The following is a 23,925-nucleotide window of genomic DNA, read 5'->3' on the forward strand; positions in this document are numbered from 1 at the left end:
GGCCTCACGGACCGATGTCCGTTGAGCGGACACTGCTGTGACAGCAAGAAGGGGGAGCCGGATGACAGACGACACCGCGCCCGAGCGGGGAGGCGGGCCGCTGTCCGGCGTGCTGGTGGCCGACTTCTCGCGAGTCCTGGCCGGGCCGTACGCCACGATGCTGCTGGCCGACATGGGCGCCGAGGTCGTCAAGGTCGAGGGACCCAAGGGGGACGACACCCGCACCTGGATGCCGCCGGTGCGCGGCGACGTGTCGACGTACTACCTGGGGGTGAACCGGGGCAAGCGGTCGATCGCGCTCGACCTGCGGGACCCCGGCGACGCGAAGGTGGCCCGGGAGCTGGCCCGCCGCGCCGACGTGCTGGTGGAGAACTTCAAGCCGGGCGGGCTCGCCAAGTACGGCCTCGACTACGCCTCCGTCAGCGCGGCCAACCCGGGCGTGGTGTACGCCTCGATCAGCGGGTTCGGCTCCGGAGCGGGCCGCGACGTGCCCGGCTACGACCTCATGGTGCAGGCGATGTCGGGGCTGATGAGCCTCACCGGCGACCCCGGCGGGCCGCCGTACCGCGCGGGGATCTCCGTCTTCGACGTCATGGCGGGCAACCACGCCGCGATCGGCGTCCTCGCCGCCCTGCGCCACCGCGACAGAACCGGGCAGGGCCAGCACGTCGAGGTCAACCTGCTGTCCTCGGCGCTGACCGGCCTGGTCAACCACAGCTCCGCGTACGTCGCCGGGGGCGTCGTCCCCTACCGCATGGGCAACGCCCACCCGAGCGTGTTCCCCTACGAGCCGCTGCCCACCGCCGACAACGACCTCATCGTGGCGGCCGGCAACGACGGCCAGTTCCGCAGGCTGTGCGAGGTGCTCGGCATCCCGGAGGTCGCCGATGACCCCCGCTTCGCGCGCATGGCCGACCGCACCGCGCGCCGCGAGGAGCTGCGGCCCATCCTGGTCGAACGGCTCGCCACGCGCGGCGCCCTGGAATGGTTCGAGCTGCTGGTGGCGGCCGGGGTGCCGTGCGGGCCGATCAACACCATCGACGGCGGGTTCGCCATGGCCGAGCGCTTCGGGCTCGACCCGATCGTGGAGGTGGGCGAGGGCGACCGGGCGGTCCCGACGACCCGCCACCCGATCCGGTTCTCCGCTACCCCCGCCTCCTATCGGCTGCCGCCTCCTGAGCTGGACGAGCATGGGGACCAACTGCGTAAATGGCTGACTGAGGAGGACGACGATGTCTGACGAGCCGGAAACGATCGAGCGGCCGTCGTACCCCACGGCGCAGTATCCGACAGCGCTGGGCGCGTCCTCGCTGAAGTCGATCACCCTGCTCGGCCGCGACCTCGCCGAGGACGTCATGGGCAAGGTCGGGTTCGGCGAGCTGGCGTTCTGGCTCGCCACCCAGCGGCGCCCCACGCCGGGCGAGACCCGCGTGTTCGAGGCCGTGCTCGCCGCGCTGGCCGACCACGGGTTCACCCCGACCGCGATCGTGACACGCCTGACGTACCTGTCCGCGCCCGACTCGATCCAGGGCGCGCTCGCGGCCGGGCTGCTCGGCGGCGGGTCGCGCTTCCTCGGCGTGACCGAAGACTGCGGCCGGTTCCTGCACGACGTGCTGGATGCGCACGACGGGCCGCTGCCGTCCGACGACGCAGGCTGGGACGCGCTGGCCCTGGAGACCGTACGGGCCCAGCGGCAGGCGCGGCGGTTCATCCCCGGCCTCGGCCACCACGTGCACAAGGAGGGCGACCCCCGCACACCGCGGCTGATGGAGATCGCCGCCGAGGAGAACCTGTTCGGGCCGCATCTGTCGCTGTTCGCCGCGATCGGCCGCGTGCATCCCGAGGTGCTCGGCAGGACGCTGCCGCTCAACGGCGCGGGCGTGTGCGGCGCGGCGCTCGCCGACCTCGGCCTGCCGCTCGAACTGCTGCGCGGCTTCGCCCTGCTCGCCCGTACGGCGGGCCTGATCGGGCAGCTCGCCGAGGAGCTGCGCCGTCCGGTGGCGAACGAGATCTTCCTGTCGGTGGACCTCAACAACCGGTCCGTCGAGCCGGAGCCCTACACCCCCTGACGCCACTGGAGGTTCGCATGGCCCAACTGGTCGCGGTGATCGCGTCCACCCATCATCCGTTCTACTACCGCGCCAGCACGGCCACCGGCGAGGACCGCCCGCCGTTCGCCGACGAGTGGGTGCGCAAGGTCGAGGCGTTCCGCGAGACGCTGACGAAGGCGCGGCCCGACGTGCTGGTCATGGTCGGCTCCGACCACTTCCACCAGCTCTGGCTCGACAACATGCCGCAGTTCCTCGTCGGCAAGGCGCCCTTCTACGACGCCAACTGGTACAACGAGGAGCGCGAGTTCGGCCTGCCCCGGATGTTCTTCACCGGCCAGGAGGACCTGTCGGCGTACATCCTGCGGGAGGGCCTCGACGCGGGCTTCGATCTGGCCTTCTCCAACGAGCTGCGGATCGACCACTCGATCACGTGCCCGATCATCACGCTGCGGCCGCAGAACGACCTGCCGATCGTGCCGGTCTACACCAACATCTTCGCCCCGCCGCTGCCGCAGCCGAAGCGGTTCGTGCAGCTCGGCCGTACGATCCGCGAGCTGGTGGAGTCGTGGCCGGCCGACAAGCGGGTGGCGGTGATCGGCACCGGGCACCTGTCGCTGGAGCTCGGCGGGCCGCGCCAGTTCGGGCCGCACGGGCCCGACCCCGAGTTCGACCGCAGGGCGGTCGAGTGGATCTCCTCGGGCGACATCGAGGGCTGCCTGTCGGAGGTCACCCTCGACAGCCTCCACCTGCCCGGCAACGCGACCCACGGCTTCATGGACTTCATGCTGATGATGGGCGTGGCCGGCGAGGGCGCCAAGGCCGACTACGTCGACACCTACGACCTGTTCCACACGATGGAGGCCTACTTCACCTGGTACCCCAACGGAGGCGTGGCGTGAGCAAGTATCTGCTGAACAAGTTCCTGTTCACCGTCGACCGCGATCCGGACCTGGTCGAGCGCTACCGCGAGGACCCCCGGGGCACCGTGGAGTGGTGGGAGGCCGAGCACGCCAACCGGCTGCTGAACTGCCACAGCGGGGAGGCGTCGACCTGGCTGCGCTTCGAGGACGTCGAGCGCGAGGCCCTGGCCGGCCACGACTACCCGAAGCTGTTCGAGCTGGGCGCGCACCCGTTCCTCACGCTCACGCTGTTCATCGCGATGTTCGAGCGCGACCACGAGCCGCTGGGCTTCCAGACCGAGTACGCCCGGCGGCTGGCCCACATGACGCTGCCGTACCCCGACATCGCGACCTGATCGGACCTGCCCGCCGCCGAGGCGGGCCGGGCGGCGGGACGCCGGGCACGCCGTGCGGGGCGGGCCCGGCGGCTCTCGCCGGTGTTACGTGCCATGTGTGAAAGGGAGAGGTGGAACATGCGGGCGGCACAGATCGTGGAGCCCGGCAGGCCGCCGGTGGTGGCCGACCTGCCCGTGCCCGTGGCCAGGCCCGGCGAGACCCTGGTCGAGGTCGGCGCCGCGCCGGTCACGCCGCTCGACCTGCTCTGCGCGAGCGGCACGTCCTACTTCGGCAGGCCGCGCACGCCGTACGTGCCGGGGGTGCAGGGGGCCGGCGTCGCCGGCGGGCGGCCGGTGTGGTTCGCGACCTCGGCCGGCATGGCCCCGGGCGACGGGAGCATGGCGCAGTTCGCGGCGGTGGCCGCGAAAGACCTCGTCGAACTGCCCCCGCAGGCCGATCCGGTCGCGGTGGCCGCGCTCGGGCTCTCGGCCGTCGCCGCGCACATGGCGCTGACGTGGCGGGGCGAGCTCACCCCCGGCGAGCAGGTGGTGGTGCTCGGCGCGGGCGGCGTCGTCGGGCAGGCCGCCGTACGGATCGCGCGCATCGCCGGGGCCCGCAGGGTGATCGCCGGGGCCCGCTCCCCCGCCGCCCGCGAACGCGCCCGGCAGGCGGGCGCGGACGCCGTGGTGGCGCTCGACACCGACGACGTCGCCACGCTGGCCGCGCGCCTCGCCGAGGCCTGCGACGGGCCCGCCGACCTGGTGCTCGACCCGCTCTTCGGCCCGGCGGCGGCCGCCGCGGCCCGCACGCTGCGTCAGGGAGGCCGGTGGGTCCACCTGGGTTCCTCGGCCGGCGAGACCTGCCCGATCGACTCTTCCACGCTGCGCAGCAGGTCGCTGCGGCTGCTGGGATACACCAACAACGAGCTGACCCCCGAGCAGCGGGCCGCCTCGATCGTCTTCGTCGCCGAGCAGGCGGCGCTGGGACGGCTGTCCGTCGCCTACGAGACGATCCCGCTGGACGACGCCGGCGCCGCCTGGGAGCGCCAGGCGAGCGGCACCGCCTCAGGCCGGATCGTCCTCATCCCCGCCCCGGCGTCCTAGAGATGCCGGTGGAGGACGTACTCCACTGGCCAACGTGAGCTATGCGAAGGCGGACGCCACCGCTACTCGGAAGTCGCGTCGCTCTCCCCGGAGGAGACGGCCGCCTTCGAGGCGCGCTACCTCGCTCGGGTCGCCGAGCTGCTGAACGAGCCGGACGCCTTCGACCTACCGGTCATGTACGTCTACGCCCGCAAGCCCGGGCCAGCGGGCCACCGCGAAGCGGCGGCCATGCCGTGAACTGCGGTTCCCTAGGAGGCGGTGACCTGGGGCACGGACTCGTAGAGTGCCCAGTCGGCGCTGATCGCGCCCGCGGTCTTCAGCAGCAGCGGCAGGTGCTCCTCGGTCAGCTTCTCCAGGGAGGTCTCGGCGGCGTGGCTGTTGACGTTCACGGCCGCGATGACGTTGCCGGAGCCGTCGCGCAGCGGCGCGGCCACCGAGCGGATCCCGAGCGCGAGCTGCTCGTCGGTCAGCGCCCAGCCCTTCGCCCGCACCTCGCGCAGCACGGCGTCGCGCTCCTGCGGACCGGGCCGCCAGCGCGGCTCGATGCCCGACCTGCTCGGCTCCGCCAGCACCCGCTCCAGCTCGTCCGGCGGCAGCGCCGCCAGCAGCACCTTGCCCAGGGACGTCTGCATCGCGGGGAACCGCGTCCCGATCTGCACCGACAGCGCGACGATCTTCGGCACGGCTACGCGGGCGACGTACACGATGTCGGACCCGTCGAGCTGGGCGATCGACGACGACTCGTTCGTCTGGGCGACGAGCCGTTCCAGGTGCGGCCGGGCCACCTCCCACAGGCCCATGGAGCGGATGTAGGAGACGCCGAGTTCGATCACCCGCGGGGTGAGGGCGAAACCGCCCTGCGCCGAGCGGGCGTACCCCAGCTCCTGCAGCGTGAGCAGGATGCGCCGCGCGGTGGGCCGGGCCAGACCGGTCGCCGCCGCCACCTCGGTCAGGGACATCACCGGACGGCCCGGCTGGAACGCCCTGATGACATCGAGGCCGCGCGCGAGCGCCTCGATGAAGTCAGGTCCGGTGTCGCCTCGTGCCATGAACGCCTCTTCCGCTCGAACTCGCCGAGTCAACCTTAGACCCTGCCCACGGCCGACTGTCCGCCTGTCGGCGCTCTGCGTGGTCAGAGATGACCAGCGTCACACCGCCGTAACACGCCCAGCCGGTGGTTGACAGGCCGTTGCATGACCGCCATGCGGACCTCTGTCCGCACGAGCGGCGCGCTAACAACGCCATGACAGGACCATGAGAAGTGTGTCCGGCCGCCATGTCGGGAGGATCACCGGCGACCTACCGTGCGCGGAAAGGATCGGTGCGCCAGGTCAAGGAGCCCCCATGGTCACGTCCTTCCCCGTACGGCCGCCGCGAGCGGCCCTCGCCCTCACGACCCTCCTGCTCGTCCTCGCCGGCCTGCTCGGCACGGCCCTGATCCCCCCGCCCGCGCGGGCCGCCTCGCTGACGCAGGTCGGCTCCTTCGGATCCAACCCCGGCAACCTGGCGATGTACGCCTACCGCCCTGACAACCTGCCCGCAGGCCGTCCGCTCGTCGTCCTGCTGCACGGCTGCACGCAGAACGCGAGCGGCTACTTCGCCGACTCGGGGTGGCGCAAGTACGCCGACCAGTGGGGCTTCGCCCTGGTGCTGCCGCAGACCTCCAGCTCCAACAACTCGTCGAGCTGCTTCAACTGGTTCCAGACCGGCGACACCACGAGAGGGCAGGGCGAGGCCGCGTCCATCCGCGCCATGGTGGCGTACGCGGTCGCCAACTACGGGACCGACCCCGCGCGGGTCTACGTGTCCGGGCTGTCGGCGGGCGGGGCGATGTCCGCCGTCATGCTGGCGACGTACCCGGACGTCTTCGCCGCCGGATCGATCGGGGCCGGCCTGGCCTACCGCTGCGCGAGCAGCCTGCTCGAGGCGTCCGGCTGCCAGTACGGCCCGACGAGCAGGACCCCGCAGCAGTGGGGTGACCTGGTGCGGAACGCCTATCCGGGCTACTCCGGGCCGTACCCGCGAGTGGCCGTCTGGCAGGGCCAGTCCGACTACACGGTCGTGCCCGCCAACGGCGCCCAGCTGCGCGACCAGTGGACGAACGTGCGGGGCGTCTCCCAGACTCCGGCCTCCACCAGGTCGCTCACCGGTGGCACGACCCTCAAGGTGTACGGCGACGACGACGTGCGCCTCTACGAGATCAGCGGCATGGGCCACGGCCTGCCGGTCGATCCGGGCGGCGCGGCCGACCAGTGCGGGGCCACCGCGGCGTACTTCCTCGACACGATCTGCTCGGCCTACCACGACGCCCGTTTCTTCGGCCTTGACGGCGGCGCGCAGCCCAGCCCCTCGCCGAGCGCCACGCCCAGCCCGTCCCCCAGCGCCGGTCTTTCGCCCAGCCCTTCGCCGAGTCCTTCGCCGAGTCCTTCGCCGAGTGCCACGCCGCCGGGCACGTGCGTACGGGCCAGCAACTACGCCCACACCACCGCCGGGCGGGCGTACCAGTCGGGCGGCTACACCTATGCCAAGGGGTCGAACGACGCGATGGGCCTGTGGAACACCTTCACCACGCACGCGCTGCGCCAGACCGGCCCGGACTACTGGGTGCTCGCCGACGGCCAGTGCTGAACCTGCCGCGCCCCGGGCCCCGCTCCCCGATAGGCCGGGGCCCGGGGCGCGGCCCACGCGTCACACGCTCACGGCCGGCAGGGGCTCACCCGTCTCCAGCAGGGTCTTGAGCGCGGACAGCACCTGGGGCCAGCCCCCGGCGACCATCTCGCGCAGGGTGCTGCCGGGTTCGAAGCCGTCGTGGACGACCGTCAGCTTGACCGTCTCCCCCATCTGCTCGATCTCGAACGTCACCCGCGACCTGCGCTCCCCCTTCAGCTTGGCGAGCACGTCCTCCCCCAGGCCGACCGCCTCGGCCCACTCGGGGGTGAGGGAGTGCCAGGTGTAGGAGAGCCTGCGGCCGGGGTCGGACTCGACGACCACCTGCTCGGGATCGGTGATCGCCACACCGCCCTGGTGCCAGGTCATCGGCGCCCCCGTCTGCCAGTCGGTGTCGAAGGACAGTCCCCAGTAGCGCCGAGTGAAGCCGGGGTCGGTGAGTGCCTGCCACAGCCGCTCGGGCGTGGTCTTGATGTAGGTGGTGTAGACGAACTCGGGGTTGCTCATCGGCTCCTGCTCCAATGCGTTCTTGAGATCGGCGAGAGCACGGGCCCGCTCGCGGTCGAACCTGCTCATCCAGCGGTCCGCGATGGCGTTGATGGGCACGGCGTTGAGGTAGTGCAGCTTCTCCCGGCCACGCCACACCGTGGTCACGAGGTTCGCCGCCTCCAGCACCGCCAGGTGCTTGCTGACCGACTGCCGCGCCATGTCCAGCCCCGCGCACAGTTCGCGCAGCGTCTGGCCGTTGCGGGCGTTCAGGCTGTCCAGCAACCTGCGGCGGCTGGCGTCGGCCAGCGCCTTGAACACTTCGTCCATCTTCCCCATCCCGGACATGCAGCCCTTTGGCTGCATGAACGATAGGCAGCCGTACGGCTGCATGTCAACCTCGCCCGATGATCAGGGACAGGAGCGCAACGCTCCACAAATGGGGGTGAATAGGGCAACAGACCGGTGGTCGATATGTATGTCGCGCCCCGGAATCAGTCCGTCATTACTCTCCTCCGTCATTTATGTCGCCGCCACTTTCGGATCGACACAAGGCGTTACCAACCGTGTATGCACACGTCATTGGTAAGACCACGGCGGTCTTTTACGGTGAGGTTCCCGCCGGCCCGTGGAGGAGTTCCGGATCGACGGCACGACAAGGAGGGGATTTCTCATGAAGACACGGAAATTCCGATTAGCGGCGGCAGCGGTCTCGGTGACCGCGGTCCTCGGGGCGGTGGTCCCGTCCGGCCCGGCGGCCGGCGCACAGTCCGCCCTGCGGATCTATCGTGGCACCGCCACCGTGGTGGTCGACGTCTACGACTACTGCGGAGGTCCCCTCTGGGGCGAGCACCGGTTCGTCGGCACCAGCCGATACAAGGCGGCCGCGAAATTCGTCACCGGTCCACGCAAGTCCGCCGCGGGCAGGGTCGAACGCAACCCCTTCTACTGGGAGTTCTATGTGGGCGACATCGGAGCGCTCGGATCCTTCCAGTTCGGCTCCGCCCACGTTGTCACCGCGTCGGCCCGCGATCTCGGCGGTAACGTACGCGACCCGAAACTCCTGCTGGGCTACTGGGTCACCAGCCGATCGGGCACCTCCTGGTCCGGCAAGCTGGTCGACAGCCACCGCGCCGAAGGGGCCACGTTCAACCATTTCTACGGCGAGAAGACCATCGTCCCCTGCCGCGATCTCGGCACGTCTCGTTTCCTCTACGCCGTCAACGCCGGGGCCACGGTCTCGGGCCGGGTGAGCTCGGGGAGCGCGGCGTTCACCATCCGCGGCTCGACCTACGGCGACAACTACCGGTTCAGGATCACGTTCAACGGCTGACGGGAACGTTCCACGGGTACGACAGGAGGACCAGGTTCGCCACACGGTTCGTGCGGCGACGGCGCACCGGGGGTGGCGCCGCCGCCGGCACCGCGGGCGGGGCGGCGCCGGTCCTCGACCAGCCGCCGGGACGTACGGAGGTGTTGGCCGATGAACGGACGTGTCCTGCCGGTCGCCCTGCTGACAGCCGGTCTGCTGGCCGGCACGGGCGGCGCGTACGGCACCGCCGCCTCGGCCGCGACGCCTTCCTCACCCGGTGTGCCCACCGCGCCCAGCGACCCGACGCCGACGCCGACGCCGCCGCCGACAACGCCGCCGACAACGACGGCCGACCACAACGACCAGGACGTCATGTTCGCCCGGATGATGATCCCCCATCATCAGCAGGCGGTGGAGATGGGGCGACTGGCCGAAGACCGGGCGGCGGACGCCCGGGTCGCGCGGCTCGCCCGGCGGATCGAGGCCGCGCAGGCTCCCGAGATCCGGACGATGAGCGGCTGGCTCACGACCTGGGGCGAACAGGTGCCCGGGGAGAGCCCGGCGCCGACGCATCACGCCATGCCCGGGATGATGTCCCCCGAGGACATGCGGCGTCTCGAAGGGCTGTCCGGACGGGACTTCGACCGGGCCTTCCTCACGATGATGATCCGGCACCACGAAGGCGCCGTCACCATGGCGCGCGACGAGCTGAGCGGCGGAAGCTACGAGCCGGCGCGTAGGCTGGCGGAGTCGATCATCTCCAGCCAGTCGGCCGAGATCAAGGAGATGAAGAGCATGCTGAGCGGCCTGCCTGGTTGACCTGCCGGGTCAGCATGCCGGGTCAGGGCACCGTGACGGCCCGGACCGGCGCCGTGCTCGCCGTGGCAGTCGCCACGGCGGAAGCGGCGAGCACGGCGCCGTCGAACACGTCGCCGTCGAACACGTCGCCGACGAGCGTGGCGCCGTCGAGTATGGCGTTCGAAGCCCTGGCCGTTTCGGACCGGCCGGAGGTTCCCCTGATCGGGCCGGAGATCGCCAGGGCCGGGCCGGAGATCGCCAGGGCCGGGCCGGAGGTCCCAAGGCCCGGGCTGGAGTCCCTATGAGCGGCGGGAGATCCGGAAGGGGGAGGTCACCCGCGCTTGCGGTGCCGTCCGTCGGACGACGCCGCCGCGGTCTTGACCCGTATCCCGGTCACGGCGGTGGAGACCACCGCGAACAGCAGACCGGCCGACAGGACGGCGTCGCCCGGCGAGCACACGATGTCGAGCGGCTTCCCCTGCGTGGCCGCCATGTTCCTGGTGGCGGGCGCAGCGGCGCTCTGGACGCTCGCGTTCACGGCCGCCATGGGCTGGATCGTCACCGGCGTCTTCGGCGTCACCTTGACCTTGCGCGGCAGGCCGTACCCGACGATCGTGCTCGTGTCGCGGACCTTGCGCTTCAGCCACACGCCGTCGACGTTGCCCTCGATCGTGTGGACCTTCCGGCCGACGACCTTCTCGACGATGCCGACGTGGTCGATGTCGCGGATCTTCTTGGACCCTGACCAGGCGAAGAAGACCACGGCGCCCGGCTCGGGCTTGTCGCTCCAGGCGTGGTGCTTCTCGAACCACTTGGCGTGCCGCGTGGTCAGCGCGAACTCGCCGACATGGTCCTGCACCCCGGCCCGGTCGGCCGCCCAGGAGACGAACATGTCGCACCACGGGGCGGCCTTGAAGTCGGGGTCCTTGGCGACGTTTTCGGCGTACCACTCGCCGAACTTGGTGTGTTTCCCGGCTCGTTCGCGGTAGCCCAGCTCGGGGCGTACGGCGTCGAGCAGCTGTCGAGCTATCGGATCGGTGGAAATCGGGGGCTCCTCATGGCGCGCTTCGAGACATGACGAACCGGCCCGCGGGCGTGCGGCATGACGGCATGACCGTCCGGGGACACGCCACGGCGGGGCGGAATCAGAAACGGGAGATGTGGCAGCCCGTCACGGGCGCGCCATCACCCCGGAAGCCTGGAGACGTTCCAGGGCGGGCAGGTGGTCCGGCGACACGACGCGGACCGGGTGGGCAGGTGGAGCCGACACTCCACGCTCTCCTCTCCTTGGCCGCCTACCGGGTTAGCTGACGGGTTCGGGCCAGGAGTAGCCCTACCGGATGGTCCGGATTCACCCCAAGAGACGTGGGTCCCCGGTTCCCGGGATCGATGACTTCCGGGATTCGGCGGTCGCCGGTCGTCCTCGGGTTGAGGACCGCTCACCGGCGAGACACACGGGAAGCTTAGTAGATAACAAGTAAGACACGGCCAAATGGCCTGTAAAGGGGATCATCCCGGCTGTCGCCGTTCCCTGCTTCCGCAGGTCCTCACGGTCGCGGGCCGCCCGCGGTGAGATGCGCCACACCACGCCGTACGGCGCGGCTCTGCCAGCGCGGGTCTGCCGGCGCGGGGTCTGCCGGCGCGGCTCTGCCAGCGCGGGCCTGCTCGCGCGTGTCTGCCGGCGCGGGGTCTGCTGGGCCGAGTGCCGACGCGGTCGAGGGCTTCCGGCTGTCTTGGCGCTCCCCTCGCTCGCGTAGTCGCCGGGTCTGTCCGCGCGTCAGCCTGGGCCTGCCCTGCGCATCGCCCACGCTCCCGCCTCACGCCTCACGCCTCACGCCTCACGCCTCACGCCCGCAGCCTCCGGGGCCGGTCCGTGCGTCGCCCGGGCCGGCCTGTGGGTCCTCCACCGCCTGCCTCCCGCCTTACTCGTGTAGTCGTCGGGCTTGTCCGAGGCGGTGGTAGGTGAAGGCCCAGCGGTCTTCGCCTACTTGGCGGCGGGTGTAGCGCTCGGGGTGCTGGTAGCGGTCGCGGTTGTGGAACTGGCACGCCGGGCCCAGCAGCTTCAGATCCGTGAGCCCGCCGGTGCTCCAGTTGTCGGCGTGGTCGATCTGGCACATGGTCGCCGGCAGCGGGCAGCCGTCGACCCAGCACGTGGCATACCGGGCGAAGATGGCCCGCCGCTGGGCAGGAGTCGCCAGACGGACCTTGCGCCCCATGTCCAGCACCTGTCCCTCGGCGTTCATGACGATCCGCACCAGAGTCGAGGTCCGGGCGAGCCGATGCACGCTGGAGACGGGCAGCACCTGCCCGGTCGCCAGCAACAACCCCGGCGCGGTCCCCGGTGCCATCCCCAACGACGCACCCAGCAACGTGCCTGCCGACGCTCCCAACGCCGACCCCAAGAACGCCCCAGGCATCGCGCCCGCCGACGCACCCGGAGATCCCGGTGACCCACCTTGCGCCGCCCCCCGCGATGCCCCCTGTGCGGCTCCTTGCGATGCCTCCTGCGCCGTCTCCGGCGTCCCTCGCCCGGCTCCCGGTGCCGTTTCCGATGCCCATCCGGGTGGTGTCTCCCGCTCCGGTCCGGGCCCGCCGGGCGTCGCTCCCGACGGTCCCGATGTCCCCGACGCCTGCGTCGCACGCGAGCACCGCGCCTCGCCGCAGCACCGGCACGCGCCCTGGCCGTCGCACCGGCACGGGCTGTGGCCATGCCGGCAGTCCCCCGCAGGCCCAGGCCCGGCGTGGGTGTGACGTGCGGAGGCGTCCTCGGGCGGAGGGTCCGGCCACGCCGCCTCCGAAGGCGCCACCTCCGTAGGCGCTGCCTGCGAGTGCGCCGCCTGCGATGGCGGCGCATCCGAAGCCGTCGCGACCGAAGCCGTCGCGCCCGAAGGGGCTGTGTCCGAAGGTGCTGTGTCCGAAGGTGCTATGTCCGAAGAGACTGTGTCCGAAGGGGCAGCGTGCGAAGGCGCTGTGTGCCAATGCCCGCCACCATGAGCAGGCCATGCTGACACACCCCGCCGGACATGGGTTGCTCCAGACCGGGCCGCACCGCGATCCCACCCATCGCCCTTGGCGGGCGCGGTCTCGTCGCTCCCGGCAGAGCTGGTACTCACGGTGTCGTCGTCCTCGGCGGAGCCGGCGTTCGCGGTGTGGTCGCCCTCAGCAGCGGCGGTGCTTGCGGTGTCGCGCGGCTCGCACTCGCCGGGCCGCCGCTCACCGGCCCCGCGCTCACCGGCTCCCCAGTCACAAGGCTCCTCATCGCGAGGTCCGATCGCGGCGTCGCCAGAGCCAGCGGCAGGGTCGGTGGCAGGGGCAGCCTCGGCGATGTCGAGCCCGTCCGGGCCGTCAGGGGTATCGGTGCCACCCGAAGCATCGGGGTCGGCCATCGCGCCGGAAACGGCGTCGTCGGCGTCGGCGGGCGCAGGGGCGGCAGTGGTGTCGGCGCTCCCGGCACCGGCATCCGCCTCGGTCTCGGCAGTGTCGAACTCCTCCGGGATGTCGAGGTCGTCGGCCTCGCCGGGCGTCGGATCGCCCGTGTCCTCCCGGCCTTCCCCGAAGCCCCCGGCATCCCGCGCGTTTTCGACGTGGTCGGTGGTGTCGTCGGCCTGGCTCGGCTCGTCAGTGGTTCCGGTGGTGTCGGGGGCGTAGTCGCTGGGGGCGCTGTCGCCGAGGTCTGCGAAGTGGTCGCTGACGTCGTCGTCGGCGGCAGGGTCGGCGGTGTCTTGGGTGGCCGGGTCGGTGTCTTGGGTGGCCGGGTCGGGGTCTTGGGTGGCCGGGTCGCTGGTGTCGTCGGCGGGGTGTGGGTTGTCGTCGGTGGGGTCGGTGGTTTCGGGGTCGGTGGGGAGGGATTCGGCGCTGACCACGACGAGGAGCTCGGCGGCGATCTTCTGCTCCAGCAGGGCGATCAGCGCGTCCGCCTGACGTACCGTCAGCGGGCGGTCATCCCCCTGTGCCCTCAGCTTGGCGTACGCCTGCAACAACGCCATCAACCGGGCGCCGGCCTCACGCGGCAGGTAGAACTCCCCTTCCACGCCGCCGCCCTTGCCCGGGCGGACCCGCAGGAACCGCCGCCCGTAATCGGCCCGCTCATCCCGCTCATCCCCATCGGGGTCCAGCACCGCCCGCAGATGGCGGCCGGCCTTGGCAACCTCCGCCGCCCCCGCTTTACCGGCCAGGTCCACCAAGATCGGCTCCGCCAGGCCGGCCTGCTCGTCGGTCAGTCCGGCCACAGCGGCGCAGATGGCCTCCACCACCCCCGCCGCCAACTCACCCGCAGCGAACTTCTCCCGCACGACGGGGAGGCGCGGCAGTTCCGCCCCCAACGTGAGCAGGCGGCCCGCACCCCCCACCGTCATCCCCCCACTCGTGCGCAACCAACACCGGGTGGAGGCATGCCCATGCTGCCTGGCCTGCCCCGCACGATGCACCCGCCCCACCCGATCGGCCAGCGCGCAGGTGATCCGATCCCGGGCGAACAGCAACTCCTCCGCCTCGGCCAGGCACACATCCACGTCATCGGGAAGCGGGGTCAGCGCCAGCTCTTGGGCCACCTCACGAACCGACCCCACCACCACCCACGACGACCGCACACGACCCCGACCACGGTCACGACCACGATCACGACCACCCACACCATCGGAAGCACCCGCACCCGCACCCGGGCCGGCCGCGCCAGAACCATCCGCGCCAGCAGCGTCCGCACCATCAGCATCCCCACGCGCGGCACCAAAGCCAGCGCCGTCCATGCCAGCGGCATTCGCACCGGCGGCGGCCCCACGCGCGGTATCCGCGCCAGCGCCGTCCGCACCACCCTCATGGGCGGCAGCCGCGCCAGCGCCATGCGCGCCCGCGCCAGCAGCGTCCGCACCATCAGCGGCCTCACTGGCGACATCTGCGCCAGCGCCGTCAAGGCCGACAGCGTCCGCACGGGCGGCACCAACGCCAGCGCCGTCCACGCCAGCGGCAGCCCCACGCGCGGCATGTGCGCCATCGATATGCGTGCCCGGGCTGGCTGTGCTCGTGGCACCGGGCGCGTCGGCGCGCTGCCGCTGCCCGAAGTTGATGATCGGGAAGGGATCACGGGCGGACGAGCCGTCGGATGACCACAGCGGCGAATTGGCGATCAGACGGTCCCACCACTCACCGTCAATATCGCTCGAACGGTGAAGGCGCTCAGGATCGATGTCGAACAGATCCATCACACCCTCCTCGATTGATTCGAAATCCCGTTTGAATTATCTCCTGCTCATGTCACTCTTAGCAACCGGACGACCCGGTTCAGTTGGGGCCACAGACTTGCGGCGCAGCGGGTGTGGGAGAGCCCGGCCGCGATGAGGACGCACCACCAGCGACGGACCATCAGCCGAGGCAGAGAACGGGCACGTGTCCCGCCCTGGCACAGAGGCGGTCGAACCGGGACGGTGGGACGGTGCGAGGCTGCTGGCGCGACTGAGCAGGACGGTCGAACTCGGACGGCCGGACGGCCGGACGGCGCGAGGCTCCCGGCGCGACCGAGCAAGACGGTCAGACCCGAACGATCGGACGGCGCGAGACCTGGCGTGACCGAGCAGGACGGTCGAACTCGGACGGCCGGACGGCCGGACGGCGCGAGGCTCCCGGCGCGACCGAGCAAGACGGTCAGACCCGAACGATCGGACGGCGCGAGACCTGGCGTGACCGAGCAGGACGATCGGACCCGGACGGCCGGACGGCCGGACGGCGCGAGGCTCCTGGCGCGACTGAGCAGGGCGGTCGGAGTGGGAGGGTCCTGCGGCCTTTTGGGTGGCTACGGATCTTGGGCAAGTCGGTCACTGCGCCGCAAGGAAACTCCGGTCCTCACGAAGCCCGCTCCGCTGGGCCTTCGCTGCGGTCCTCGTTCCCTTCCGCTCCGCTCCCTCCACCCCGGAACCTCGATGGACGGACTACCAGCCGGTCAAGCGGCACGGCGCGATGAGCCGGCTGTTCGCCGTCGCCCGCGGGTAGCAGGAGCGCAGCCGCGACCTGCTGCTGCAGTCCGATGGAGCTGCCGGCGTGCGGGGGCCATCAACAAAGTCGATCAACAGAGTCGATCAGCAGGGTCAGGCCGCGGAGTCAGCCGACAAGGTCGGCGGGCAAGGTCAGCGGGCAGAGTCCAGTTCTCTCCACAGCTCTTCGGGCACGGGCGTGGCCGCGAGGTCGAGGTCTTCCCTGACCTCCTCCGCGCTGCGTGCGCCGATCAGGATGGTGGTGACGGCGGGGTGGCGGTGGGGGAAGCGCAGGGCGGCGGCGGGGAGCGGCACGCCGTGGGAGGCGCAGATGCGTCCCAGCTCTCGTGCGCGTTCGACGACGGCGGGTGGGGCGGCGTCGTAGTCGTAGGTGGCGCCTCCGGCGAGGATGCCGCTGTTGAACACCCCACCGGCGATCACGGCCACCCCGCGCCGCTGGCATTCGGGCAGCAGTTCCTCGGCGGCGGAGCGGTCGAGCAACGTGTAGCGTCCCGCGACCAGCACGGCGTCCAGGTCGGTCTCCCGCACGAACCGGGTCAGCATCGGCGCCTGGTTCATCCCGGCGCCGATCGCGCCGATCACCCCCTGGTCGCGCAGCTCGGCCAGCGCCGGGTAGGCCTGACCGGCGGCCTGCTCCCAGTAGTCGTCGGGGTCATGGATGAACACCAGATCGAAACGATCGAGCCCGGTCCGTTTCAGGCTGTCGTCCAGCGAGCGCAGCACCCCCTCGCGGCTGTAGTCCCGCACCCGCACGAACCCGGTCCGGCCGACGAAGCCCTCCTCCTCGCCCCGGCCCGGCACCAGCACCCGGCCGATCTTCGTCGACACCACCGCCTGCCCGGCCGCGTCAGCGGGCAGGCCACGCAGGAAACACCCCAGACGCTCCTCGGCCAGCCCGCTGCCGTAATGCGGCGCGGTGTCGAAGTAACGGATCCCCGCCTGCCAGGCGGCATCCAGCGCGTGCTCGGCCTGCTCGTCGCTCACCGGCACGAACAACCCGCCCAAGGGGGCCGTGCCCAGCCCGTACCGCCCCAGCCTGCCCGCCAGAACACCGGCCGCACACCCCGTCCCAGACACCCTTTCCGCCCCGGGCATCGATTCCCCTCCCGGCATCGGCCCTGCCCCCGCCCCAGACACCGATCCCGCCCCAGGCATCGGCCCTGCCCCGGGCATCGGCCCTGCCCCGGGCGTGGATTCCGGTCCCGGCCCTGGCCCCGGGGTGGGCCGGGTGTCGTCGGCGGTCATGATGTCACCGGCCGCAGGCGCAGACCGGACATCCCGCCGTCCACCGGCAACTCGATCCCGGTGGTCGACCCCGCCCGCGGGCTGGCCAGATACGCCACCGCATGCGCGACCTCCTCCGGCGCCACCAGACGCCCGTGCGGCTGCCGGGCCGCCAACGCCACCCGCTCGGCCTGCGGATCCGGCGCGGCATCCACCAACCGCCCGACCCACGGAGTGTCCACCGTGCCCGGCGTCACACAGTTGACCCGGATGCCCTCACCAAGGTGATCGGCCGCCATCGCCCGCGTCAACGCCAGCACCGCCCCCTTGGACGCCGAATACAACGCCCGCTGCGGCAACCCCGCCGTCGCCGCGATCGAACACGTATTGACGACCGCCGCATACGGCGACTCACGCAGATACGGCAGCGCCGCCCGGGTCACCCGCGCGACCCCCACCACGTTCACATCCAGCACCCGCAGCCACTCGGCATCATCGTTGCCGGCCACCGAGCCCTGCGCCCCGATACCCGCGTTGTTCACCAGCACATCGATCCGCCCGAACCGCCCGGCCACCGCCGCGACCGCCCCCCGCACCGCCCCGTCGTCGGTCACATCACAGACGAACTCGGTGCCCTTCACATCCAGCACCGCGACCCGGGCGCCGCGCGCGGACAGCTCCTCGGCCACCGCCCGGCCGATGCCCGACGCCCCACCGGTGACCACCGCCACCAACCCGTCGAACTCCCCGCTCATGCCACCCCCACGCCTCGCAGCCGGGGGCCGCATGAACCGAACACGCCGCGCCCGCCGCTCCGCCCGCCGCTCCGCCCGCCGCTCCGCCCACCGGTTCGCCCACCGGTTCGCTCGTTCATGCCTGGCCCACCCGCTGGCGCTGACGGCCCAGACCGTCGATCTCCAGCTCCACCACATCACCCTTGCGCAGATAGGCCTGCGGGCCACGCCCCAGCGCCACCCCCGCCGGAGTCCCGGTGTTCACCACATCACCCGCCTCCAGCACCATGAACTGGCTCAAATACCAGATCACGTGATACACCCCGAAGATCTGGTTCTTGGTGTTGCCGTTCTGCCGCAACCGGCCGTTGACCCACAACCGCAACCCCAGCGCCTGCGGATCACCCACCTCATCCGCCGTCACCAGCCACGGCCCCAGCGGATTGAACGTCTCACACGACTTGCCCTTGTCCCACTGACCCCCACGCTCGTTCTGGAACTCCCGCTCCGACACATCATTGGCGATCGCATACCCCGCGATCACCCCCGCCGCGTCCTTCGGAGAATCCAGATAACGAGCGGTGCGACCCACAACCACCGCCAGCTCGACCTCGTAATCGGTCTTCACACTCCGGCGCGGCACCAGCACCTCGTCATCCGGGCCGACCACCGTGTTGGACGCCTTCATGAACACCACCGGCTCACCCGGGATCGGCGCCCCCGTCTCCTCCGCATGATCGGAATAGTTCAACCCGATACACACCACCTTGCCCGGCCGGGCCACCGGCGCCCCCACCCGCTCGAACGGCCCCGCCTCCGGCAACCGGCCCTCCGCCAGCGCCACCCGCACCCGCTCGATACCGCCCCCCGCAAGGAACACACCGTCGATATCACCCGTCACCGACGACACATCCAGCACCCGCCCGTCCGGCGCGAGCACACACGGCCGCTCCTCACCCACCGGACCCACCCGCAACAGCTTCACGATCGCCTCCTATACACCCGATGTCTCGGCCCGTCGAGAGTGCCACAATCGCCAGCTCTTCGTAAAGACCGGACACTCCGGGCGCGACCGCGCCGACCGGCGCGATCGCATTCATCGGACCACTCAAGGTGGCGAATTTCCTTAGCTCAGCTAACTACTAAGGTGGGGTCCCTGCACCGCCATCTCACGGCGGCGGTGTGACAAGAGGGAGAGGGAAGTCCAATGACGCACGCGATATGGGCCGGCACGGTCGCCGTGACCGGGCACGAAGGCGCGGAACTCGAAGCGTACGCGGCCCGGCCGCTCGACTCCGGTCCTCACGGCGGGGTCGTGGTGATCCACCACATGCCCGGCTATGACGAGGCCACCAAGGAGATCGTCCGGAAGTTCGCCGCGCACGGCTACGCGGCGGTCTGCCCCAACCTGTACTCCCGGGAGGGCGCGGGCGTGAGCCCGGACGACCAGGCCGCCGCGGCCCGGGCCAAGGGCGGCGTCCCGGACGAACAGCTCGTCGGCGACGTCGCGGGCGCCGCGGACTACCTCAAGGGGCTTGAGCACGCCAACGGCAAGGTCGGCGTCATCGGCTACTGCTCCGGCGGGCGGCAGACGTTCCTGGCCGCCTGCTCGCTCCAGGTCGACGCGGCCGTCGACTGCTACGGGGCCTTCGTGGTCACCCCGCCGCCCGCCGAATTCGCGCTGCAGGCCGCCCCGCTGATCTCCAAGGCCGGCGACCTGTCCTGCCCGCTGCTCGGGCTCTTCGGCGCGGACGACACGCACCCTTCGCCGGAGGAGGTCGGCGTGCTCTCCGCGGAGCTGGACAAACTCGGTAAGGAACACGAGTTCCACATCTTCCCGGATGCCGGCCACGGGTTCTTCGCCACCGACCGGTCCTCGTACCGGCCCGCCGCGGCGGTGGAGGGCTGGAAGAAGGTCTTCGGTTTCTTCGGCCGCCACCTCACCGTCTGAGGAGAACCAGAAATGTGCACCTATCTCACCGAGAAGTTCCGGATCGACGGCGCCGCCAAGGGCGGGTCGGGCTGGTTCACCGTCACCGACGGCATGGTCTACGTCGACCACCCCTACCACGCGACCCAGGAACACACGGTGAACATCGACCTCGCCAACCCGGCGGAGGGCCCGTCGGCCCGGGTGGCGATCGAGCTCACCGAGGAGGGGGCGCTGGCCCTCGTGGAGGCCATCCACAAGGCCCTGGCCGCGGCGCCGCCCGGGCTCGCGTCGGCCGCCCGCCGATCCGCCCCCGCCTCCGCTTCCGCCTGATCCCGCCCGCAGGCCGTACGGCTCCCGCCCCTCTCGGAGCGGGAGCCGCGAGCGGCGCGCGTCAGGCTTCGAGCGACATGTAGAGGCGGGTGCCGCCCGGCCGGAAGCCCACGCGTTCGTAGACCCGGCGCGATCCCTCACCGCTGTACTCCAGCCACACCGACCGTGCTCCCCTGGCGAGCATCGTCTCGGCGAGCGTGGCGGTGACCGCGCCGGCGATGCCCCGCCCGCGCCAATCGGGACGGGTGCCGACCCCGGCGAGCTCCGACGTCTCCACGGCCGGGGCGGAGCACATGGCCGCCCCGGCGCAGCCCCCGCCGGGCGCCCGGACGAACCGGACCGCGCCGCCGCTCTCCTCCGTACGGCGCAGCCGGGCCGCGCCCTCCGGCGACGCGGGGAACTCGCCGCCGAACGCCTCGGACAGGGCGGCGTCGATCGCCGTGTAGTCATCGTCCGTGGACGGCGTCTCGACCGGCAGAGCGGCCGGCGGCATAGGCATCGTCAGCGTGTCCGGAACGCAGACGAGGTATTCGTGCACCGCCTCGACCGTGAACCCGGCCTCCTGAAGAGCCGGCCGCACGTCGGGCGCGGCGTCCGGCGCGAACTCGAGACGGGGCTTGAGCCCGCGCTCTCGGAACGCGCCGATCAGCGCCGCGACATCGCGCGCACCCGGCCGGGCGCCGGGCAGGGGTGTCGCGTAGTTGATGTACGGGCTGGTGGTGCCGGGGTCCACGCCGAGAACGAAGCCGCCGATTTCGACGGCTTCGGGACGGCGGCGCAGGTTGGCCACGGCGAAATTCTGGACATCGATGCCCACGGTGATATCGACCTCACGAATGACAAGAGCGGTTCGCCCGCCGCGCGGGGCGGTGAACGCGCGCAACAGGGATGAGAAGGGTGCACAGAGCAAGGTGCACTGAGCAAGGTGCACTGAGCAAAGTGCACTGAGCACCGTCACGTGGGGCCGCCGTGAGACGGAGGGCAGTGGACCGGTGACGCGGGAGGCGTGCCGGTCAGTGCCGCCGGCGGCCGCTGCGGGACGCCGAGAACATAGGCTTCGTTCCTTCTGTGAATGCGTGGTGAAGCGCGCTCACCTTCCCACGCGCGTTCCCGCAATCGCAAATCATTTGCTTCCGGTCAGGCCGGTGGCACGGGGGCGAGCATGCCGACGAGGTCGGCGGCGTCGAGCGAGCGGATCACGGCGGGGTCGAGGTGGGCGGGGTGCAGGGCGTAGACCTGCGCCCCCTCGCTCACCCGCACGTCGTCCCGCAGCACCATGGCGAGATCCGCTTCCGGCACGACGGGCCCGGCCGCCCGCCGCGCCCAGAGGCGCGCCGCGAAGGCGGCGGCGTCCTCACCGGGACGGCGCGTGTGCCGGCTCACGGAGCCGTCGCGGTGCCGTACGACGACCTCGCGGGCGCGGGCGGCGGCGTGCCAGCAGGCGACCTCCCACAGGGTGACGTGCCCGCCGAGACCATAGGCGTCCTCGGCCGCCGCGCCCAGACGGGCGAGCTGCTCTTCGTATCCGTACACGTTGTGGAACCCGTCGAACGCCGACACGTTGAGGTCCACCCAGCGCATCGTGCGCGACCAGAGGTCGGCGACGAACGGGACGAGGATCTTGGCCGGGCCGGTCAGGTCGAAGCGCTGCCGTACGGCGAGCGGGTCGAACAGGCCGTCCGGATCGTCCATGAACCCGGCGAAACCGCGGACGAGTTCGTCGAACGGCACGTCGTTGTAGCTGAACACGATGGGCACCACATATCGGCCGCCGATCGCGCGCAGCGCCGCCGTGTCGAGGTCCACGAACTCCGACGCGCCCTCCGGCTCGGGCGCCGAGGTCAGGTCGCCGGAGTGGACGGCGGCGCTCCCGCCGAGCCGCAGGCTCGTGTAGTCGCACAGCCCGGTGAACGTCCACCGCGCGTCGAACACCGCCACCGACAGGTCCAGGTCGACCCGGTGGTTCTCGGGCTGCGCCCAGTGCAGGAACAGCCGGACGCGCTCGCCGCCCGGCAAAGGACGCACGCTCCCGCGCGGCAGCCGTACCAGCGAGGCCGAGGCGGACCTCTCGGCCTGCGGCGCGAGCAGGTCGGTCAGCTCCTCGTCCAGCAGCGCGGTCTCGACGGGCGGCAGCGCGGCGGCCCGGCGCAGCATCTCCCCGGTCAGCACGTCGGACAGGGCGGCCACGGTCTCGGAGGCGAGCTCCTTGCGGACGTCGGGCTCGGTCCAGATCCGGGCCGCTCCCCCGCGCGGCAGGAACATCCGCGTGCCGCCCGGCGGCGTACGCAACTGGCCCAACGTGGCGATCAGCACGGCCGGGGAGACGTGCGGCGCGGCGGCGCGCAGGGCCTCGGCGAGATCGGCCGCGGGCACGCGGCGGGCGAGATCGGCGGTGCGCCGCAGCAGCTCCCCCGGCCGGCGCGAGAGCAGGGCGAGTGCCTCGTGGGGATCGGTCCGCAGCGCCGCCTCGAACCGTCCCGCGAAGGTGCGGGCGCGCAGCCGTACGCCGTCGAACGTCAGCAGGTCACCGTGGGGCGCCGCACGCTCCAGCAGGACGTCCGCCATCGGCGTGCCCGTGCGCAGCGGGGTGCCTCGCAGCACGGCGAACGCCAGGGCCGCGTCCGGGTGCCGCCGGTGGAACTCGTGCGGGTGCAGCACCTCTGCCATCTGCCGCCACTGCACCGGATAGCGGTGCAGGTCCTCGATCAGGTGCGGCAGCGGCTGCCGGTCTAGCACGGCGAGGAGCGCGCGGCGCACCGGCCTGGGCAGGCTCGTACGGCGCGGGAGGCGGGTGCGCAGCCCGGGATCGCCGCCCATGAGGGCGTGGAGCAGCCGCAGCACGTCGGTCGCCGTGTCGGCGTGCCGCGCGGGCAGGCCCAGGTCGCCGTGCCGTACGGCCGCGGCCAGGACGACGGCGCGGGTCTCGCGGGCGGGGATCCGCTCGGGCAGCCAGCCCGCAGAGCCGGGCCAGAAGCGATCGACGATCTCGGCGACGACCTCCTTGTCCTCCGCGCGCGGCGCCGACTGCCGCGCCAGCAGCGGCCCCAGCAGGTCGCGGGCCCGGGCGGCGGGGTCGTCGCACAGCCCGAGCAGGGTCAGCGTGCCGGGCACCCCGCCGTTCCACGTGACGGCCGGAGCGTGGACGTCGTCGGCGGGGCGCAGGAAGGGATCACCGGGGTCGATCCGCCGGTGGCAGATCGGGCAGGCGCTGTAGTCGGCGCCGTCCCAGCACGCGCGGCAGACGAGGTGCGCGCACGGGGACACCGGGTGGACGGCGCCGATCTCCCCGCACAGCACGCACGGCTGCTCCGGCCGCTGGAGCAGCAGGGAGAACACCCTGCGGACGAACACCTCCGATGTGTCTGCGGGCACCGACTCGGGGAAGCGGCGGAACAGCGGCGTGTGCACGACGAGCCCGCCCCGCAGGGCCGACAGGGCGGAGACGAGCGCGCGGCCCGCGTGCCCCAGCTCGGCGGCGTCCAGCTCGGCCAGGCGGGCGCGCAGCGGCGCGCTCAGCACGTGCCCGAGCTGGAGCAGGTCCGACTCCAGCGCGATCACGCCGTCCGCGACGGGGGCGCGAGGCCGGGCCCGGCGGGACGATCGGTCCCCGCGCCCCGGGACGGCGGTCTCCCGCGCGGCGGCGGGAACGAGCAGGTCGGGGGTGACCAGCCGCTGCCGCAGCAGCAGCTCCGCCAGCCGGTCCACGGGCATCCTCCCTGGGGCACGAGCGATCGGACAGGCGCCGGGAAAGCGGGAAGGGGCGGAGAGTGGACGCGCTAAGCGATTAACAGATCGAGAAGGAAGCACGTCCGGAGCCGCCCCTTGGCCTGTCACCCTAGCCCGCAGCCCGATCCCGTGTCGCCCGGTTTTTCCGCTATGCGGCCGCCGGCCGCGTCACCGGCCTCCCCGCAAAGGACGTCTAGATAATGCGGCGATCAACAATTTAGACCAAATGTAGACGGATCTCCTAGACTTTCTTCCAGAGAAACCGCCGGCGTTTCCACCCCGCGATTCATCCCGGCCCCGGCCCACGGCCTCGCCGGCGAAGGAGACCTCACCCCTGGATTC

At 71.7% G+C, this 23,925-nt stretch carries 20 protein-coding genes and 1 riboswitch; of the genes, 10 read left to right on the forward strand and 10 right to left on the reverse strand.

What is annotated here, in order from left to right; genetic code table 11:
• Positions 1-61 precede the first annotated feature (61 nt).
• The 5 genes from OHB01_RS35405 to OHB01_RS35425 all read left to right on the forward strand — a co-directional run bounded on the left by OHB01_RS35405 (position 62) and on the right by OHB01_RS35425 (position 4,389).
• The gene (locus tag OHB01_RS35405; RefSeq protein WP_142648874.1) at positions 62-1,240 is read left to right on the forward strand and encodes a CaiB/BaiF CoA transferase family protein; all 1,179 of its coding nucleotides are present in this window, start codon (positions 62-64) and stop codon (positions 1,238-1,240) included.
• Positions 1,233-2,069, forward strand: a complete 837-nt coding sequence (locus OHB01_RS35410; protein ID WP_142648873.1) for a citryl-CoA lyase — start codon at positions 1,233-1,235, stop codon at positions 2,067-2,069. Before OHB01_RS35405 ends, OHB01_RS35410 begins: the two co-directional genes overlap by 8 nt.
• 17 nt (positions 2,070-2,086) lie before the next feature.
• Positions 2,087-2,950: an extradiol ring-cleavage dioxygenase gene (locus OHB01_RS35415; protein WP_142648872.1), complete on the forward strand. Its 864-nt coding sequence runs from the start codon at positions 2,087-2,089 to the stop codon at positions 2,948-2,950.
• Entirely contained in the window at positions 2,947-3,306 is a 360-nt protein-coding gene (locus OHB01_RS35420; protein WP_142648871.1) for a hypothetical protein, read from the forward strand. Before OHB01_RS35415 ends, OHB01_RS35420 begins: the two co-directional genes overlap by 4 nt.
• Before the next feature lie 117 nt (positions 3,307-3,423).
• Positions 3,424-4,389: a quinone oxidoreductase family protein gene (locus OHB01_RS35425; RefSeq protein ID WP_142648870.1), complete on the forward strand. Its 966-nt coding sequence runs from the start codon at positions 3,424-3,426 to the stop codon at positions 4,387-4,389.
• A gap of 248 nt (positions 4,390-4,637) precedes the next feature.
• On the opposite strand, the gene OHB01_RS35430 is transcribed toward OHB01_RS35425, so the two are convergent.
• Complete coding sequence (locus OHB01_RS35430; protein WP_142648869.1) at positions 4,638-5,438, reverse strand: IclR family transcriptional regulator domain-containing protein; 801 nt, start codon at positions 5,436-5,438, stop codon at positions 4,638-4,640.
• A 295-nt stretch (positions 5,439-5,733) separates the two neighbouring features.
• Here OHB01_RS35430 and OHB01_RS35435 point away from each other — a divergent pair, with 295 nt between their 5' ends.
• On the forward strand, positions 5,734-7,017 hold the full coding sequence (locus tag OHB01_RS35435) for a PHB depolymerase family esterase (RefSeq protein ID WP_328854562.1): 1,284 nt from the start codon (positions 5,734-5,736) through the stop codon (positions 7,015-7,017).
• Positions 7,018-7,077: 60 nt separating this feature from the next.
• On the opposite strand, the gene OHB01_RS35440 is transcribed toward OHB01_RS35435, so the two are convergent.
• Positions 7,078-7,872 carry an ArsR/SmtB family transcription factor gene (locus OHB01_RS35440; RefSeq protein WP_142648867.1) on the reverse strand — a complete coding sequence of 265 codons (795 nt, stop codon included), beginning with the start codon at positions 7,870-7,872 and terminating at the stop codon, positions 7,078-7,080.
• A 343-nt stretch (positions 7,873-8,215) separates the two neighbouring features.
• Between OHB01_RS35440 and OHB01_RS35445 the strand changes: the two genes are divergently transcribed.
• Together OHB01_RS35445 and OHB01_RS35450 are read left to right on the forward strand one after the other, a co-directional pair.
• Positions 8,216-8,875 (forward strand): hypothetical protein, encoded by a 660-nt coding sequence (locus tag OHB01_RS35445; protein ID WP_142648866.1) that lies wholly within the window; start codon positions 8,216-8,218, stop codon positions 8,873-8,875.
• A gap of 150 nt (positions 8,876-9,025) precedes the next feature.
• Positions 9,026-9,673: a DUF305 domain-containing protein gene (locus OHB01_RS35450; RefSeq protein WP_328854563.1), complete on the forward strand. Its 648-nt coding sequence runs from the start codon at positions 9,026-9,028 to the stop codon at positions 9,671-9,673.
• A gap of 310 nt (positions 9,674-9,983) precedes the next feature.
• On the opposite strand, the gene OHB01_RS35455 is transcribed toward OHB01_RS35450, so the two are convergent.
• The 6 genes from OHB01_RS35455 to OHB01_RS35480 form a co-directional block, all read right to left on the reverse strand.
• Positions 9,984-10,697, reverse strand: a complete 714-nt coding sequence (locus OHB01_RS35455; protein ID WP_147945425.1) for a CHAP domain-containing protein — start codon at positions 10,695-10,697, stop codon at positions 9,984-9,986.
• Positions 10,698-10,928: 231 nt separating this feature from the next.
• Positions 10,929-11,071, reverse strand: a riboswitch (cyclic di-AMP (ydaO/yuaA leader).
• Positions 11,072-11,574: 503 nt separating this feature from the next.
• Entirely contained in the window at positions 11,575-14,202 is a 2,628-nt protein-coding gene (locus tag OHB01_RS35460; protein ID WP_328854564.1) for a DUF222 domain-containing protein, read from the reverse strand.
• On the reverse strand, positions 14,181-14,633 hold the full coding sequence (locus OHB01_RS35465) for a hypothetical protein (RefSeq protein ID WP_328854565.1): 453 nt from the start codon (positions 14,631-14,633) through the stop codon (positions 14,181-14,183). Before OHB01_RS35465 ends, OHB01_RS35460 begins: the two co-directional genes overlap by 22 nt.
• Before the next feature lie 1,135 nt (positions 14,634-15,768).
• The gene (locus OHB01_RS35470) at positions 15,769-16,713 is read right to left on the reverse strand and encodes an aldo/keto reductase (protein WP_328854566.1); all 945 of its coding nucleotides are present in this window, start codon (positions 16,711-16,713) and stop codon (positions 15,769-15,771) included.
• A gap of 164 nt (positions 16,714-16,877) precedes the next feature.
• Positions 16,878-17,615, reverse strand: coding sequence for an SDR family NAD(P)-dependent oxidoreductase (locus tag OHB01_RS35475; protein ID WP_142652751.1), 738 nt, complete (start codon positions 17,613-17,615; stop codon positions 16,878-16,880).
• 115 nt (positions 17,616-17,730) lie between these two features.
• Positions 17,731-18,579 (reverse strand): fumarylacetoacetate hydrolase family protein, encoded by an 849-nt coding sequence (locus tag OHB01_RS35480; protein WP_147945557.1) that lies wholly within the window; start codon positions 18,577-18,579, stop codon positions 17,731-17,733.
• Positions 18,580-18,801: 222 nt separating this feature from the next.
• On the opposite strand from OHB01_RS35480, the gene OHB01_RS35485 reads away from it, so the two are divergent.
• Both OHB01_RS35485 and OHB01_RS35490 read left to right on the forward strand, forming a co-directional pair.
• On the forward strand, positions 18,802-19,545 hold the full coding sequence (locus OHB01_RS35485; protein WP_142651173.1) for a dienelactone hydrolase family protein: 744 nt from the start codon (positions 18,802-18,804) through the stop codon (positions 19,543-19,545).
• A gap of 12 nt (positions 19,546-19,557) precedes the next feature.
• Positions 19,558-19,857 carry a DUF6295 family protein gene (locus OHB01_RS35490; protein WP_142651174.1) on the forward strand — a complete coding sequence of 100 codons (300 nt, stop codon included), beginning with the start codon at positions 19,558-19,560 and terminating at the stop codon, positions 19,855-19,857.
• 61 nt (positions 19,858-19,918) lie between these two features.
• On the opposite strand, the gene OHB01_RS35495 is transcribed toward OHB01_RS35490, so the two are convergent.
• Positions 19,919-20,647, reverse strand: a complete 729-nt coding sequence (locus OHB01_RS35495; protein WP_328854567.1) for a GNAT family N-acetyltransferase — start codon at positions 20,645-20,647, stop codon at positions 19,919-19,921.
• Between the two features lie 347 nt (positions 20,648-20,994).
• Complete coding sequence (locus OHB01_RS35500) at positions 20,995-23,562, reverse strand: MXAN_6230/SCO0854 family RING domain-containing protein (RefSeq protein WP_328854568.1); 2,568 nt, start codon at positions 23,560-23,562, stop codon at positions 20,995-20,997.
• Positions 23,563-23,925 lie beyond the last annotated feature (363 nt).

Source organism: Microbispora hainanensis (assembly GCF_036186745.1).
GTDB lineage: Bacteria > Actinomycetota > Actinomycetes > Streptosporangiales > Streptosporangiaceae > Microbispora.